10 protein-coding genes and 3 pseudogenes are annotated in these 15,698 nt (G+C 46.9%); 7 read left to right on the plus strand and 6 right to left on the minus strand.

What is annotated here, in order from left to right:
* The first annotated feature begins 306 nt into the window (after window positions 1-306).
* The 3 genes from ompR to DN599_RS14645 all read left to right on the plus strand — a co-directional run bounded on the left by ompR (window position 307) and on the right by DN599_RS14645 (window position 3,342).
* Window positions 307-1,032 (plus strand): osmolarity response regulator transcription factor OmpR, encoded by a 726-nt coding sequence (gene ompR / locus DN599_RS14635; protein ID WP_110458325.1) that lies wholly within the window; start codon window positions 307-309, stop codon window positions 1,030-1,032.
* Window positions 1,033-1,067: 35 nt separating this feature from the next.
* Complete coding sequence (envZ, locus tag DN599_RS14640) at window positions 1,068-2,378, plus strand: two-component system sensor histidine kinase EnvZ (RefSeq protein WP_110458326.1); 1,311 nt, start codon at window positions 1,068-1,070, stop codon at window positions 2,376-2,378.
* Window positions 2,379-2,496: 118 nt separating this feature from the next.
* The gene (locus DN599_RS14645; protein WP_110458327.1) at window positions 2,497-3,342 is read left to right on the plus strand and encodes a hypothetical protein; all 846 of its coding nucleotides are present in this window, start codon (window positions 2,497-2,499) and stop codon (window positions 3,340-3,342) included.
* A gap of 48 nt (window positions 3,343-3,390) precedes the next feature.
* On the opposite strand, the pseudogene DN599_RS14650 reads toward DN599_RS14645, so the two are convergent.
* Window positions 3,391-3,863 (minus strand): annotated as a pseudogene (locus DN599_RS14650) (redoxin family protein).
* 498 nt (window positions 3,864-4,361) lie between these two features.
* Between DN599_RS14650 and DN599_RS14655 the strand changes: the two are divergent.
* From DN599_RS14655 to DN599_RS14665, 3 genes are all read left to right on the plus strand, one after another.
* Window positions 4,362-5,609 carry a sensor histidine kinase gene (locus tag DN599_RS14655; RefSeq protein ID WP_110458328.1) on the plus strand — a complete coding sequence of 416 codons (1,248 nt, stop codon included), beginning with the start codon at window positions 4,362-4,364 and terminating at the stop codon, window positions 5,607-5,609.
* 173 nt (window positions 5,610-5,782) lie between these two features.
* A complete protein-coding gene (locus tag DN599_RS14660) occupies window positions 5,783-6,460 on the plus strand; it encodes a response regulator (protein WP_162599219.1) in 678 nt (225 codons plus the stop codon).
* Window positions 6,457-7,158: a response regulator transcription factor gene (locus tag DN599_RS14665; RefSeq protein WP_110458330.1), complete on the plus strand. Its 702-nt coding sequence runs from the start codon at window positions 6,457-6,459 to the stop codon at window positions 7,156-7,158. Before DN599_RS14660 ends, DN599_RS14665 begins: the two co-directional genes overlap by 4 nt.
* A 4-nt stretch (window positions 7,159-7,162) precedes the next feature.
* Here the strand turns inward: DN599_RS14665 and DN599_RS14670 are convergent, their stop codons facing one another.
* A complete protein-coding gene (locus DN599_RS14670; RefSeq protein ID WP_162599220.1) occupies window positions 7,163-10,882 on the minus strand; it encodes an InlB B-repeat-containing protein in 3,720 nt (1,239 codons plus the stop codon).
* Window positions 10,883-11,675: 793 nt separating this feature from the next.
* Window positions 11,676-11,810 (minus strand): annotated as a pseudogene (locus DN599_RS18955) (transposase); the annotation flags it as partial.
* An 83-nt stretch (window positions 11,811-11,893) separates the two neighbouring features.
* On the opposite strand from DN599_RS18955, the pseudogene DN599_RS14675 reads away from it, so the two are divergent.
* Window positions 11,894-12,097: pseudogene (locus tag DN599_RS14675) on the plus strand (MFS transporter); the annotation flags it as partial.
* Window positions 12,098-12,300: 203 nt separating this feature from the next.
* Here DN599_RS14675 and DN599_RS14680 read toward each other — a convergent pair.
* The 3 genes from DN599_RS14680 to yedE form a co-directional block, all read right to left on the minus strand.
* Window positions 12,301-13,620 (minus strand): metal-dependent hydrolase family protein, encoded by a 1,320-nt coding sequence (locus tag DN599_RS14680; protein WP_110458332.1) that lies wholly within the window; start codon window positions 13,618-13,620, stop codon window positions 12,301-12,303.
* 562 nt (window positions 13,621-14,182) lie between these two features.
* Complete coding sequence (yedF, locus tag DN599_RS14685; protein WP_110458333.1) at window positions 14,183-14,416, minus strand: sulfurtransferase-like selenium metabolism protein YedF; 234 nt, start codon at window positions 14,414-14,416, stop codon at window positions 14,183-14,185.
* Window positions 14,416-15,630: a selenium metabolism membrane protein YedE/FdhT gene (yedE, locus tag DN599_RS14690; protein ID WP_110458334.1), complete on the minus strand. Its 1,215-nt coding sequence runs from the start codon at window positions 15,628-15,630 to the stop codon at window positions 14,416-14,418. Before yedE ends, yedF begins: the two co-directional genes overlap by 1 nt.
* Window positions 15,631-15,698 lie beyond the last annotated feature (68 nt).

A 15,698-nucleotide genomic window follows, 5' to 3' on the forward strand; every position in this document is an offset into this window, starting at 1 on the left:
GGCAGATGATACCTAGCGAGCGACAGAGAACACAAGGGGCTTACGCGGGATGCGCTGCCGCCCCCTTCAATTTGGTTACAATTTCATAGCGGCGGGCAAGTTAGCAACAATCTATCTAAATATCAGCTAATTATAAGTAACTCAGTCTTAATATGCTCAAGCAGGTGTCCTGAGCAAACAAAAATCTCACTAGTCATTTAAATGGCAAAACGGCTATATTAAGCAAGCATATAAGATTAATAATTAATATCAGCGAGTTGAGTAACTGAATGAATCACTCATACTACGTCAATAAGGGATAACAGCATGGGACAAGAAACCTCTAAAATTCTCGTCGTCGATGATGATATGAGGCTTAGAGCCTTACTAGAGCGTTACCTGATGGAGCAAGGTTATCAGGTTAGAAGTGCCGCTAATGCCGAGCAGATGGACAGATTACTCGAACGGGAAAACTTCCACCTTTTAGTGCTCGATTTAATGCTACCCGGTGAAGACGGTTTATCTATCTGCCGTCGCTTGCGCCAGCAAGGTAATACCATCCCCATAGTGATGTTGACCGCCAAAGGCGACGAAGTCGACCGTATTATCGGCTTAGAGCTGGGCGCCGACGACTACCTGCCCAAGCCGTTTAACCCGCGTGAACTCTTAGCCCGTATTAAAGCTGTGATGCGCCGTCAGACCCCAGAGGTCCCCGGCGCGCCGACACAACAAGAGGAGGAGATCAACTTTGGTGAATTTACCCTTAATTTAGCCACGCGCGAAATGCATCACGGCGAAGAGGCTATATCGCTCACCAGTGGTGAATTTGCCGTACTTAAAGTCTTGGTCAGTCACCCCAGAGAACCTCTGTCGCGAGATAAACTGATGAACCTCGCTCGAGGCCGCGATTACTCGGCGTTAGAGCGCTCTATCGATGTGCAAGTGTCACGCCTGCGCCGCCTGATTGAAAAAGATGCCGCTAACCCACGCTATATCCAAACCGTATGGGGACTTGGCTATGTATTTGTACCCGATGGGGCCGCGCGGCGCTAAGCTATGCTCACACCAGTACAGATACGACTCATCCAATGATATGGCTAAAACGGCTACTGCCCCGCAGCGCATTTAGCCAAACCGTACTGCTGATTGGCTCCTTGTTACTGGTCAATCAGCTGGTTTCTTATCTGTCGGTGGCAGTCTATTTTATTCAGCCAACTTACCAACAGATCAACCAACTCATCGCCCGCCAGGTAAAGCTGCTGTTTGTCGATGGTATTGATGTGGGGCGTGAGCACTTAACCATTGTCGATGCCCTCAACGCCAAAGTTCGCGATGATGGCATGCAGATATACAATCCCAAACAAGCACGAGAGGCGGGGATCGACCGCGCCGTCTATTACAGTTTGTTGTCGTCGCAGATGTCGGAGCATTTAGGCGGTAAGGCCGAAGTGCGCATCGCCCAAGGTCAAGAATTTGAGGTGTGGATCCGCCCACCGCAAGCCCCGTCGGTGTGGATAAAAGTGCCGCTAACGGGCTTTAACGAATTTGGCTTATCGCCATTAACCCTGTATTTAATTGTGATTGGCGCGCTGAGTGTTGCCGGCGGTTGGTGGTTTGCCCGCAAGCAAAACAAGCCGTTAAAGCGGCTACAAAAAGCGGCCATTGCGGTGTCTCGTGGCGACTATCCCGGCCCCTTGCCGCCCAGCGGTTCGACCGAAATTATCGAGGTAACCAACGCCTTTAACCAGATGTCGCGCAGCATGCAGCAGCTTGAGCAAGATCGCGCCCTGTTAATGGCGGGGATCTCACACGATCTGCGCACGCCACTCACCCGTATCCGTCTCGCCACCGAGATGATGGTCGAGCAAGATGAATACCTCAAAGAGGGCATAGTGCACGACATTGAAGATATGGATGCCATCATCAATCAATTTATCGCCTATATCCGCCAAGATCAGCAAAGCAACCGAGAGCCGGGGCAAATTAACGCCCTGCTCGAAGATGTGGCTAATGCCGAGTCGAAACGTGATGCAGAGATAATCCTAGATCTACAGCCCTGCCCCGATGTCCCCATGCAGGCCGTGGCCATTAAGCGGGTGATTGCCAACTTAGTCGAAAACGCCTTCCGCTACGGTAATGGCTGGGTCAAAATCAGCTCCTGCGCCGAGGCTAAACGGGTCGGTTTTTGCGTAGAAGATAACGGACCGGGAATTCCGCTTGAGCATATCCCCGATCTTTTTCAACCTTTTACCCAAGGAGATAGCGCCAGAGGCAGTGTCGGTTCGGGCTTAGGCTTGGCTATCATCAAGCGCATTGTCGACCGTCATCAAGGGCAGATCCTATTAACCAATCGCCCCGAAGGCGGCCTACATGCCCAGGTGTGGCTACCTTTAGAATAGTAATATCAGTGGTAATAATTAGGTGATGCCTATTACGCTTAAAATATCGCCAATGGGTTAACGGCTATGCTAGTGTTTAATTCCGACAACTGGATTTACTCACCCAAATGGATCCATCATGAACAGATACATGATAATGGCGCTTACAGGCGTACTCTGCATTCCCGGCCTAGCACAGGCAGAGGACTCCCCTTGGGCAGCCTCTCTTATCGCAGGGCTTGAGTCTTACCCTGACTCAGAATTTAGCTCTATGTCGCGAGGTGGTGGTATTTCACTGATTTGGGACGATTTACGCTATGACAATACCTACCAACTAAACCAAAACTATGTACGTGCCCGCGCCACCTACTATGTTGAGCGCGACTCCGAGAAATACGATAATGACCGCTATCGTGACTCAATGGATTTACGTGCCAGTTACCAGCGCCCTTTCGCCACCTTTGGCCAAGATGACGCCTATCTTGTTAGCTTACATGGCCGCTATGAAGGCCATTACAATAGCCAACAATTGGAAGAATATGAGCAACTGGCGGTGGTGGGCTTGTCACTTAACCGTCGCTTTAGCGACGTTAATCACTACGATTTAGGCTTGATTGCCGGGGTCGGTTACAGCGAAGAAGAAAAAGATGATGACTGGCCAAGAGAAGAGATGGGGCGCGGTGAAGAGCCCCTTAATCGTACAGGATTTGGCTACTTACTTGAGTGGAGCAATCAATACACTTTTGCCCATTCGGGCGTGCAACTGGGCGTAAAACTCACCCATTTTGATGGTAACTGGCATTATGACGCTGGCCAATTTTACACCATGGACCGCTTTACTGTAGAGGTGGTCACACCGCTAGCTAACGCCAACAACCTATTACATTTTACTAGCCAATATATCAGCCGCGATTACGAGCTTGATCTGTTAGGCTTCGAAGACACCCTCTATCGCGTAGCTGTCGAATACGTGCATTATTTTTAAACGGTAATATCAAGGGGCCATGCCCCTTGATTCACATGCCAATTGGGCTTACAACGCCGCAAGAACCACTTCAGCCTTGCTCACCTCAAAGCTTTTAGGCGCTTCAATATTCAGCAGTGTTACCACACCATTGTCGATCACCATGGCGTAGCGCTGCGAGCGAATACCACCAAACGCGCCAGTATCCATGGTTAATCCTAGTGCTTGGGTAAAGCTAGCATCCCCATCGGCGAGCAACATCAACTCAGTGGCATTTTGCGCCTCACCCCAAGCTTTCATCACAAAGGCATCATTAACCGCCACACAGACAATAATATCGACCCTTTGGCCTTAAACTCATCGGCCAATACCACATAACCTGGTAAGTGCGCCTCCGAACAGGTGGGAGTGAACGCCCCTGGCACGGCAAATAACACCACTTTTTTGTTAGCAAATAACTCGGTCACATCGTGATTAACCATGCCATCGTCAGTTATTTGCCCTAACGTGGCTGCAGGTAATGCTTGTCCTAATTCGATCATAAATAGCTCCTTAATTGGTAATAAAATAAATGGGAAAAAGACAGCCTAAGACACTATGTGAGCAGCCCAAAACCCGCTAAAAATGCGCTTAACATTAATGAACACGTCGATAAGATCAATAATAATCACCCATTAACGGTAATGCTCTATGGCAATATTAATGATCTTCGACACTTAAAAATCAATCAAACAGTAAGCAAGCTCCTGAGTGAAATCTAAATAATCACTTAAAAGCCACCGCGAACGGTTTAATCGCTTATCTTCACTAACAGCATAACTATATATCTGTTGATGCGACTTATTTTATAAGAACTTAAATGGTAAAGGGGTGCGAGCTTCTCTATGGGTGACAAGGATGGGTGACAAGAGCCACAATACTTAAGCATGATAAATTCTTTCTTATTTAACCATTGCGATTTATTATAGGAGGTAAAATAAATCTGAACTGATGGCACGACTCTAACCATAGGGGTGTATACATCCTTACATAGGTAAGCCATGGCTGATCTGCTTATTAATTCCACCTCCACCTTAGTGCTCTGCCTCATCTGTTCATTTTTTTGCTGGCTACTGTACCACGCCAACAGGGGGATACCCGGTGTAGGTTTATGGGCGCTTGGCACCACCATTTTTTCTTTAGCCCTACTGCTTTTTAGCACTCAGCAAAGCACACCTACATGGCTTGGCGTTATCATCACCAATCATCTGTTTTTAATGGCAATGCTATTACAATTGGGCGGTATATTCGCTTTCTTCAAACGCAAATATCAGCGTGTGCCATTATTTTGCGGGATCGCTTTGTTTAGTGTGCTGTATGTCTATTTCACCTACTTGCAACCCAATGTTCAAGTCAGAATAATTATATTCAACATAACCTACATGGTAATTAATGGCTTGATTATCATGACTATTATTCGTTACAAACAAAACCATTACAAGGTTGCTGCATCACTATTTTATGTCGTGATTGGCGCAGGAATAACCCTCATAGCATATCGATTAACGAGCGTATTATGTGTTGAACTACATAACAACAGCAGCTTTAATATTATAATGATACAGCTTATGGACGGCATCCCCTTTTTTATCTGTTTTGCCATGATATTCTGCTTCTTTTTACTCTGTAATGAAAAGCAATATCTATATATTCAAAAATTACAGCGTGAAGCTGTCGATATCGCTGATAAAGAAAAAAAGTTACTGGCCTTTTTAAGTCATGAATTTCGCACCCCATTAAATGCCATTGTAGGTAAAGCACAATTGCTGGCTAAAGAATTAGACGATCCTAAAGCGCGATATGACTGTGAGCTGATCGCCGAAGCAGGCCAGTCGCTCTCTATGATTAATCAGCACATACTGCGGCAAGCCGAGGCAGAACATAACTCTATTGCCGATAGCACATCATCACAACTCATCGAACTACGTCCATGGCTACAACGCTTTCTCGACACTTTCAGGCACTTAGCTCAAGCCAAAGGGTTAACCTTAGCTCTGTTCGTCACGGAAAAAGCTCCCCAGCAAGTGATGATAAACAGCGTAGCCCTTCGCCAAGTACTGACTAACCTACTATCAAATGCCATAAAATACAGTGACAGTGGTACGGTGAAGTTGAGCATTGAGCCAGCAAATACGAATGCAAACTATCGTATTAGTATTAGTGATCAAGGCATTGGCATCCCACTTCATGAGCAAGAAAAAGTATTACAGCCATTTGGCAGAGCCTGCAGCAAGAAGGCTCTGGACTAGGGTTAGCGCTTACGCAGCAGTTACTCCACACTATGGGGACTGAGCTGACCTTTAGCAGCAACACCGATAAAGGTTGCAGCTTCTACTTTTCTTTGCAACTGCCTGCCGTCGAGCAACCTAAACTCACACCACAAGCCACCACGGAAACATCGTTAGCGCCACTACGTATTCTCGTGGTTGAAGATGCCCCCCTCAATCAACAAGTCATATCTGGCATGCTGGATTATTTATCACATGAATGTTCTATGGTGGGTACCTTGGCGCAGGCAACGGAGCGACTGCAAAGCGAGTCATTCGACTTACTGCTGCTCGACCTGAATCTGCCTGACGGTGATGGCCTTTCCTTTTTCAAACAATTGAAAAAAACCAATCCTCTGCTACCCCAGACCTGTATTATTACAGCCGATATTGCACTAGAGACAGAGCTGGTTTGCTTGGCTGCTGGGGTGAAAGCAATACTACATAAACCTGTTGATATTAAAAAATTACAACATGCAATCTTAGAGACAAGCAGGGTTATCCAAGTCTTCAACCGCGAACAGTTTTGGCAATTGGCTCGCTTTATACCTGCCCATTCAATGCTGCAACAGCTTACGCAACTAAATAATGAAACAACAGATATACTCGCTAAGCTCAACAATCCTCTTATTAGGATAAAAACTCCCTTAATTCATCAATTGGCAGGTAAAGCCGCTACACTTGGTATGCCAAAGCTGGCTCATGTATGTAATGCCCTAACTCAGAGTAATACTGACATCACCCACTATTTACCACAGCTCAGGCAGCACCTTAACGAAGCATTAACGGCCCTCAACCAAGAAGTTGCTACCAAACAACAAAATAAAAGATGAAAAATAACAGTATTTTACTAGTAGAAGATGACAATTGGTTACGTGAAGGCTTAAGCCATTTTTTACAGCAGTCAGGCTTTACGGTTATGGCTGTCGCCAATTTATGCTCGGCCCGCAACGTTATCATTCAAAATGAGCCTACCTCAATCGACATCATTTTATGTGACGTCGGCCTGCCTGATGGCTCGGGCTTAAACTTGTTCGAAGAACTACATCAAAACAACAACCCTTCAGGTAAAATTTTTATCTCAGCCAATAGTTCTGAACAAGCTAGAATTCAAGGACTTAAAACCGGAGCTGATGATTATATCTGTAAACCAATCAATCCAGATGAGTTACTGCTGCGAATACAAGCTCTGCTGCGAAGAATGCAGCCCAGAAAAGAACCCTCTTCAGAATTATTATTTCTCAATTATCGCTTAAATTTAGAAAGCCGGGAGCTAAAACAAGATCAATACAGCTGCCAACTCAGCACTAACGAGCATCAACTGCTACTGCAGTTTATCGCTCAACAGGGCAAAATCGTATCACGCTATAAGCTCACTCAAGCTCTTGATATTGATACCTGTGATAAGGAGGGGCGGGCGCTGGACATTTTAGTCTCCCGCTTGCGTAAAAAAATGCAATTAACTATAAAAAACCCTTCCCCAATAGTCACCTATAGAGGAAGGGGGTACATGTTACTCGCTAAAACTTAGCCCGCTAGAAGGTATACTGTAACCCCACTTGCGCGCTATAGGTCAAATAAGGGCGGGTATCATAACGACTCACCCCAGCTTTGACCTGCCATCTATCGGTTAACTTTATCCCAGCAAAAACCTCAACCACCAATACGTTATCACTATCACTTTCTCTATAATGCTCACTGGTGGTGGTAAAGTCATTGTCGCTGGTCAGGTGCAGCACCCCGATCCTCAGCCCCGGGGTAATAAGGTCTTTATAGACCCAAGGCTGTAAAATGACACTACCTTCGACACCTTCACCCGATAAGGGGATCCCCCCCCCCAAAGCTGATAGTTCGCCTTGTGGCGCTATGTTGCCAAACTGAGTGTTAACACGGCCAAGATCCACCCATGCCAGCTCAAATGAGACGCTAGGCAAAACCTTATAACCCGCATAAGCACGAAAACCAGTGCGCAGCTCATCACTTACCTGTGCGGTACTTGTTGGCCAAGCCCCCTGCATAGCGGCGGTGACATCTGTTGAGCTGACATCAGTGTGCACTGCCATCGCATCTACACCAGTGTAAAGGCCGTTAGCCGACGCCATCGTTGGCAGCAACACCGCTGCCAATACCATACGACGTCGCCACAGCACCATCAAGCTCAGCAAGCCGGTAAACATTCCGCCTACTGCACCACCTGAACTGACAGAGACACCTTCGCTAGGCTCGGGTTCTGTTGGTGGCACTACCGCCTTAGCCACGGCCAATACACCTGGATCGCGGATCACACCGTTTGCGACGCCATCATCGTCATTAGGACCTCCGTCTTCAAGGATTAAGCGCACGCAGCCATGGCCTGCGGTTAATCCTGTCGTCCAGCTGTCTGACGACACACCAGGGCATTGACCCAACGCATCACGAGCGGCACTGTCGATGCGATTTGCCGCATCCACCACAAATTCTTGCCACTGACCATTGATATACTTACGCCATACCGCATCGGCTGGAATACTTGTCGCTGCAGGCAATGGAATGGCCACTGGCACCGCCTCTCCAGGGCTGGCTAAGCCAAGCACATCGAAGTTAAGCACTACGCCATGTTGCACAAAATCACTGTCGAGCAATGTCTCATCGTTCAGTGCAATACCAAATTGCCCTGAACGCCAAGATTGCTCCCCAGTAAGTACGCCCAGCGCCAACTGATACTGATTAGGCACTTCAGCGTACAAGTGCTCTGTGCCTTCAACCTGACATGTTCCCACGCGGTTATCTAGCGGCACATTAGGACAAATAGGTAAACGGTTTGGCATCGCTGCCACATTGTTTTCTGCCGCCGGAATACCTGAGCTAGTAATACCCACACAACTGGCGACCGGACAGTCTACTATCACTCGCAGAGTCAAATCGTACCGACCCTGACGGCCATCGTCTGACTCAGCCGTCACAGTAACATTATAGGACCCCTCTGCCACTACCAAGGGATCAAAGCTGGCACTTGCGCCCGCAGCTTGCAAGGCCAAGTCTGACGATGTCCAATGGTAGCTCACACCCGCTTCACTCAATTCACCGACCGACAATACCACTAGGCCATCAGTCTGGTTAACAACAGAGGTTGCCACGCCATTTTGATGCACCGCTGCTGTCAACGCTAATGCTGGCGGTAATGCCTGCACAGCTAGCTGATGCACTGCTGGCGTACCTAATAGGGCCTGTGTTACGCCCTCATCTTGTAGCGATAGCTGTGCAGTGGTAGCCGCCGCACTGACTTCATAACTGCGCAGTAACTGATGCGCTGCAGTCAATTCAATCCGCTCCATCTCCTCGGTAACACCTGCTGTTAACACAGTGGCGGTGACTGGGTACTCCACAGGCTCATCACTAAGCCACACTTGCACCCTTGTTGTCACACCCTGCTGCACTGGTTGCTGACTAGCCGTAAAGGCAAGGTAAGGAAAGACGTTATAAACCACGGCAATCTGCTCACCAGAGACCGTATCGACAAAGTATAAAGTGTAACGACCCGTGCGCGATGCACTGAATATATAACTACCATCCTCTTGCAGTGTTAGCAGGGCTGTTGCGTCTTCAAACGCCAGCTCAGACTCCACACCCGCGCGCAATACACTCACGCTGCCAAGCGACTTGTCGCCAGCACCACCGTTAAACTTAAAGCGACTAGTACCATTACTGCCCAGTATCGCATCGGTATCTTTTTCAACTGTACTTGAAGGGTGGACGGTGACGACTACATCACAAGATTCTGTAATGGCTGACGTGATCACTTGGCTGCCTGATAATGCGGCTTCACATGAGCCCGACAGGGATACAATATCGTCGCTATCAGCCAACGTCAGTTCGATGCTTGCGGCGCTGCCATAATTCACTTGCTGAGAAGCAGGGCTAATGGTTGCATCACCAGAGACAGAGGCCGTAACCGTCAGCTCTATTTGCTCATACATCGCCTTTAGCATCAGATTTTGCGCAGGCATAGTGGCAGGCATTGCAGGACTCCAACCAGTAAAGGTATAACCTTCACGAATAGGGTCTGCAGGCGCGGTAATAGCTGCACCGAAATCAGCGCTAATAGGCGCTACCTCTGAGCCGCCGGCACTGTCAAAACTTAAGCTATAGCGGTTAATTGCCCACTGCGCTGTATATGTCGTATTTGCTGCTGGCACTTTTTCTGGCACTTCAGGGCTCCAATCAGCAAAGGTATAACCTTCACGAATAGGGTCTGCAGGCGCGGTAATAGCTGCACCGAAATCAGCGCTAATAGGCGCTACCTCTGAGCCGCCGGCACTGTCAAAACTTAAGCTATAGCGGTTAATTGCCCACTGCGCTGTATATGTCGTATTTGCTGCTGGCACTTTTTCTGGCACTTCAGGGCTCCAATCAGCAAAGGTGTAACCTTCACGCGTTGGTGACATTGGTGCAGCGATGTCAGCACCGAAATTAGCGCTAATAGGTGCCACCGCTGAGCCGCCAGCACTATCAAAAGTTAAGCTATAGCTGTTAATAGTCCACTGCGCCGTGTACGTCGCATTCTTTGCTGGTACCGTCGCTGGTAACGCTGGGGTCCAACCAGCAAAGCTGTAACCCGCAAGGGTCGGACTAGTCGGCGCAGTGAGCGCTGTACCAAAATCAGCAATAATTGAGGCAACAGGTGAACCACCAAGACTATTGAAGGACTGTTCATATTGAGGAAGTACCGCCGAGAAACCGACAGTACAATCAGCGACGATAGCCCCTGTTGAGTAACGACCAGAATTAAAGGTACCCGCAGGGCAAGTTCCTGTTACCTGCTGAGAGATGGTATATCCCGTTTCAGCAACGACGTCATAATAGGCTTTCTGCCCCGATATAACCTGCACAGCCGAAGTTGGGCTTACGCTTTTCACACCAGAGCTAGTTGCAGTAGCATTAACGGTAAGGCTAGGATTTGAACCATGGCCCTCAATAATAAAGGTGGGCCGAATATTAGTAGTGCTATCCTCACCCGCCCACAAAACATCGTTACAATATAATTGCACCTGTGGGGTGGATGGCTCGTAAGATTTTGGCGTGTAAGTCACAGCAACAGTACAAGAGTCACCGGCTTCCAATGTCGTGTCATATGAGTCTGTATCGCAAGTGCTGTTAGCTTCGAACGTTAATTCTAAACCTCTCTTTGAAATATTACAGCGGGTTAGTCGCTGACCAGAATCATTGGTGAACTTGAGTAATTTAGTTTGACTACCTTGAGATGCGAATGCAGCCACAAACGTTGCATCTCCAATAATCTGGTACGTCTGTTGTGCAGTGAACCCTTCTTTTGTCAGCGAAAAATTATAATCAGGCGTTGCATAAGCAAAAGAGCTCATCCCTAAAAGCAGCAAGCACCACAACGTGCTGCACCATTGTAAAATTCTATGATTCATATTTCTCTATATCACTATTGGTGATTATTTTAGACATACCCCTTCCTGTAAACCTTCACTTCACTGAGCAATAGTCGACAAAAGGGATACGTTGACCTTAATTTGGGCGGGATTATATTTGATAAGAATGTTAAAAGGTGGATTAATTCACGCTGAATGTAACGCTGTGTAACAAGCCTTGCTGACATGTTAAAATATTCATTTAACACAGTACTTTACGCCAGCCGACTGTTAATTATTGCCAACACAACCCTGATCAGATGCCTCCATCACTGCAGTTAAAGCACAAATAACCTTCGCCACAGCAATGTTAACGATATGGGACTCTGAAATAACAAATTTAGCGCGGGCCGGACGCTGAATATTTTTTATAGTAGAGGAGGAGTCGCGGGAACACAGATAGAAATGCCGTTGAACACATCGCGTAAAAAAGCAAGAGCACCTTGTCGCTGGAAGCATAAGCTGACATAGACTGCTTCAACCTTTCAATAACTTAGCTAAGAAATAAAACCATATCCTGACATAAAATATAATCATAAACTGACAAATTGACTCAACTCAAAAACACCAATGCACACAGCATGTAATTTTATTACAAATACTAAGCAAACTCACTTTTCGGGTGGACAATATTTGTTCTGGAGTGGTCATAGTTTTTATCTGTGTATTGGTCTTCTCCGCATAAGAACACACGGCGAATAACACGGCTACAACAATGATAATAGGGAGTGTCTTCCAAACTAATTTGAGTACTGCGAGGGCGTAGCATAAAAACCTCCTTGTTCAATGCTCATCAATCAAAGCATAGCCGGAGGTTTACTTCTGCGCCATTAATGATGGCTGTCTACGTTTCTCAATCCACTGCAAACCTTACCCGTCTATACCAGTCTATTCAATAAATTAGGTATAGCAGCTGTGGTTTGTACCTTTACAGCCCTTGCGGTACTCCCCCTGATGCGCCGACTGACAGAAACGCATCATTCTCATAACGGTTCCGCAGGTAATGGTGATGACAGTGCTGCAACATCGCTGCGTGATATAAAAGCCGAACAATAAATCTCAATGACTCAACTGCTAGCCATCTAAACTAAACGGCCGATGAGTCATACTCAGCGGCCGTTTTTGTGACGCTTTTTCCAATAACGACTAAGCCAAATGATAATGGCAGGTACAGGTATCCGAAATAACTATCGTTAATAGCAGACGATTAAGTATAAATTGCCCTAAATTAATCCGTGCCTGTCACTTTAAAATTCTGCCTATAAGGTGTTTTTGTAAACTATGCCGTCTTTCATGATGATTTTAATATTATCTTTTGATTCTAATAACTTAACATTATCGATAGGATCGCCATCAACCAGCAAGAGATCGGCCAATGCCTGCTCTTCAACCACGCCAAGTTTACCTTTATAGGGAGAGCGTTCACCAGACATCATCAGTAATTGCGCATTATCATGAGTAGCCATTTTGAGGATCTCAAATGGTGTATACCATTCGGTTAAACGGGTTAATTGAGCCGTCTGGGTTTGTAGGCGTTCAGCATTAAAAAGAATGTCTGTACCCCACGCCACTTTGGCCTTATATTTTTTAGCCAGTTTAAACGCCGTTAGGGTGCCCTCTTCGACTTTAAGCTGCTTCTTACGTTGCTCTGATCCCTCGGCAAATGTTGATTTACGATCTGAGGTAAACGGTTGTAAACTCCACCAAATCCCCTCTTTAGCAATACGTTTAGCCGTCACTTCGTCTATGAGTTGTCCATGCTCAATACATCTTACGCCAGCATCGATAGCACGATTTATCGCTTTTGGCGTATAGGCATGTACCGTTACATAGGTATTCCAATTTGCGGCGGCCTCTGTGGCTGCACGAATCTCTTCTGCTGAATATTGTGTCACATCGATAGGATCATATAGCGACGACACCCCGCCCCCAGCCATCACTTTTATTTGCGAAGCCCCCAATGCCAGCTGTTCTCGAGCGTGTTTACGCACATCGGCTGGGCTATCGGCAATGGTGGTTGTACCCGTTTTAACCGCTTGAGTATGTTCTACATCGGTCGCAATGAGCTCATTGGGTAAGCGAAAATCACCATGACCACCGGTTTGAGAAATAAATGCGCCAGACGGCCAAATACGTGGGCCAGTGGTAATGTGTTTATCGATGGCAAGCTTTAGGCCAAATACAGGCCCCCCCAGATCCCGCACGCTGGTGTAACCCCGTTGTAGCATCTCTGAGGCAGTTTTTGCGGCAGCAATATTAATAAAACCTTGATCGGCCAAGAGTAAAGTTTGCTGTGGTAATCCAGCAAGCATTAAATGAGTATGTGCATCGATTAAACCGGGCATTAATGTTTTACCTTGCCCATCGATAACGACTCCCTCTACCGATGCGTTTAGCGTTTCACTGGTGTAATTTTCGATTTTCTTTATGTGTTGATTTTCGATATAGACATTTTTTGCTGAAGACAGGTTGGCACTGCTGCCATCAAAAATATGTACGTTCTTAAAAAGATACGTTTGCGCTAAACACGCTGGCGACAACGCTAAGCTACACATTAATGTGATGAGTTTTATATCCATTTTTAAACTCCGAAGTAGCGGACTATTGGTCGCGCGCGCGTAATAACTCGACTCGTATCGAACTCAGTCGTATTTAACATCTGGAACTCATCTAACGCACAAAACACAACCAAGCATTTAGCTAGTATTGCGCATGTTCGATGGCGACTTCAACCCTAAACGCTATGGCTTGTCGTTGTATCATCAATAGGTTGCAGCAGATCAGTTTGGCCGGATTGACTTATTTGGGAAAATAACGATTTGAAGCTGGAGCCTCTGTAAGAAACTTCGGATAAAAAATCTATGCCTAACCTTTAATGCCCATTAGCCATACTAAAGCGGCCTATAAGCAAGTCGATGGTACAACCATCTCTCCTGAGACAAATACAACCAATTGATTAAAAATATTTTTTAATAATGAGTATAGGTGCCAGCGACACGACACCTATACTCATCATAATAGCACTTGAATATCGCAAGCCCTTTTTTCCAAGCCTTATGCGATTAACATGATAAAACCATCATCAGATCGCAACTTGAGCTTGATATCCCCTTTTGTTACTTAGGTTAAATCACCTATGGTTCAGCGCTGAATAAGATAGCGAATGGTGGGACCATTCTGCTCAATCTCCAGCACCTTATAACCATGATTTTTGGCATCGAGAGGGATATTGTTAATCGACTGTGGGCAGTCACTGATCACCTCTAATATCTCGCCAGACCTTAACTTAGGCATGGCTTCCAAAGTAGCTACCGCAGGATAAGGACAAGGTTCACCCACCATATCGAGTTGATAATCAGGAACATATTGGTTCATTACACCGCCTCCGCTAGCAATTGTTCATCGCGCTTTGCCTTGCGAGCAAAGAAACGTTTTTCCCATAACAACATAGCGCCAAAGGAGAGCGCCAACAACACATAGGTCAGCAATAAGCCGCCCTTATCACCTAGGCTGGTCAATAAATTCACTTTATCCCAGTTGGTGGCCAATGGCTGAGCTAAATCATCCCAGTAATAAGCCAGCAAGGTCGACCCTAACACGTTACCCAAACCGACCCACCAGAAATGCACTTGGCCTTCAACCGCGCGGTACATCCAACCGGTTTCACAACCACCAGCCAGTACAATACCAAAACCAAACAGCAAACCGCCGATCACCGCATTAGGGCCGGCCCACATGATTTTTGGCGGTACCCCAAGCTGCACATAGCTGTAAATCCCGATAGCACTCACCGCCATACCTAAGATAATCGCCTTGGCCATATGGGTACGGCCGGTGATCCACATATCTCGAAACGCCGAAGTAAAGCAGATCTGTGCCCGCTCGATCAACAGACCAAAGCCAACACCACAAAGCAGTGCGATACCCAGCTTAGGCGCATTAAACATAGTCAACAGCCCCCAACCCACAATCGCCACAAACACTAACATGCCGATACGGAAACGGCGTCTAGCCTGATTTTCGTCCTGCTTGATAGATGTCGCTCTATCGACTTTTTTCAGTTTGACCGGGATGCGGAACATGGGCAATAAGGTGAACCTTGCCCCAAAGTAAGAGCCTGCCGCCGTTGCCAACGCAAAAAACCACGCATGTAAAGAGAACTGCGGGATCCCCGTGAAGAAGGCCGCAAGGTTACAGCCCATCGCCAAACGGGCACCAAAGCCAGCAATAATGCCGCCAATCAGCGCCTGAGCGATACGAGTACGGCTCTGCGGCATACGCAGTTTGACGTTGTTGGCCCACAGCGCCGCCGCGATACAGCCACCAAACATACCGATAATCATCATGCCATCGATACGATCCAAGGGAGATCCCTCTAGACCTATCACCTTAAAATATCCCCACGTTTCAGGGTTTGCACCGAAAAACTGCATCAAGTGGCCCCCCCAGCGAGTAAACTCGCCGGTCACGGCCCAGAAGGTGCCGGTCAGACCAAAATAGTAGGTGGAAAGGATACCGGCAGCGATCACCGCTGGCATTGGCGCCCAGAAACGGACTAAATATTCTTGTTTAAATTGTTGCCATGTCATGTCATTACCCTAATGAACGAGACTAGAAAAAAAATAAGCGCAATGCGCTTATAACCTGAGAGCCACAG

Origin of the sequence: Shewanella algidipiscicola, assembly GCF_900380485.1 — a bacterium.
GTDB lineage: Bacteria > Pseudomonadota > Gammaproteobacteria > Enterobacterales > Shewanellaceae > Shewanella > Shewanella algidipiscicola.

What these genes read in the sequence shown, in the direction of transcription:
- ompR (WP_110458325.1), top strand. Translation starts at nt 307, where the DNA reads ATGGGACAAGAAACCTCTAAAATTCTCGTCGTCGATGATGATATGAGG.
- envZ (WP_110458326.1), top strand. Translation starts at nt 1,068, where the DNA reads ATGATATGGCTAAAACGGCTACTGCCCCGCAGCGCATTTAGCCAAACC.
- DN599_RS14645 (WP_110458327.1), top strand. Translation starts at nt 2,497, where the DNA reads ATGAACAGATACATGATAATGGCGCTTACAGGCGTACTCTGCATTCCC.
- DN599_RS14655 (WP_110458328.1), top strand. Translation starts at nt 4,362, where the DNA reads ATGGCTGATCTGCTTATTAATTCCACCTCCACCTTAGTGCTCTGCCTC.
- DN599_RS14665 (WP_110458330.1), top strand. Translation starts at nt 6,457, where the DNA reads ATGAAAAATAACAGTATTTTACTAGTAGAAGATGACAATTGGTTACGT.
- DN599_RS14680 (WP_110458332.1), bottom strand. Translation starts at nt 13,620, where the DNA reads ATGGATATAAAACTCATCACATTAATGTGTAGCTTAGCGTTGTCGCCA.
- yedF (WP_110458333.1), bottom strand. Translation starts at nt 14,416, where the DNA reads ATGAACCAATATGTTCCTGATTATCAACTCGATATGGTGGGTGAACCT.
- yedE (WP_110458334.1), bottom strand. Translation starts at nt 15,630, where the DNA reads ATGACATGGCAACAATTTAAACAAGAATATTTAGTCCGTTTCTGGGCG.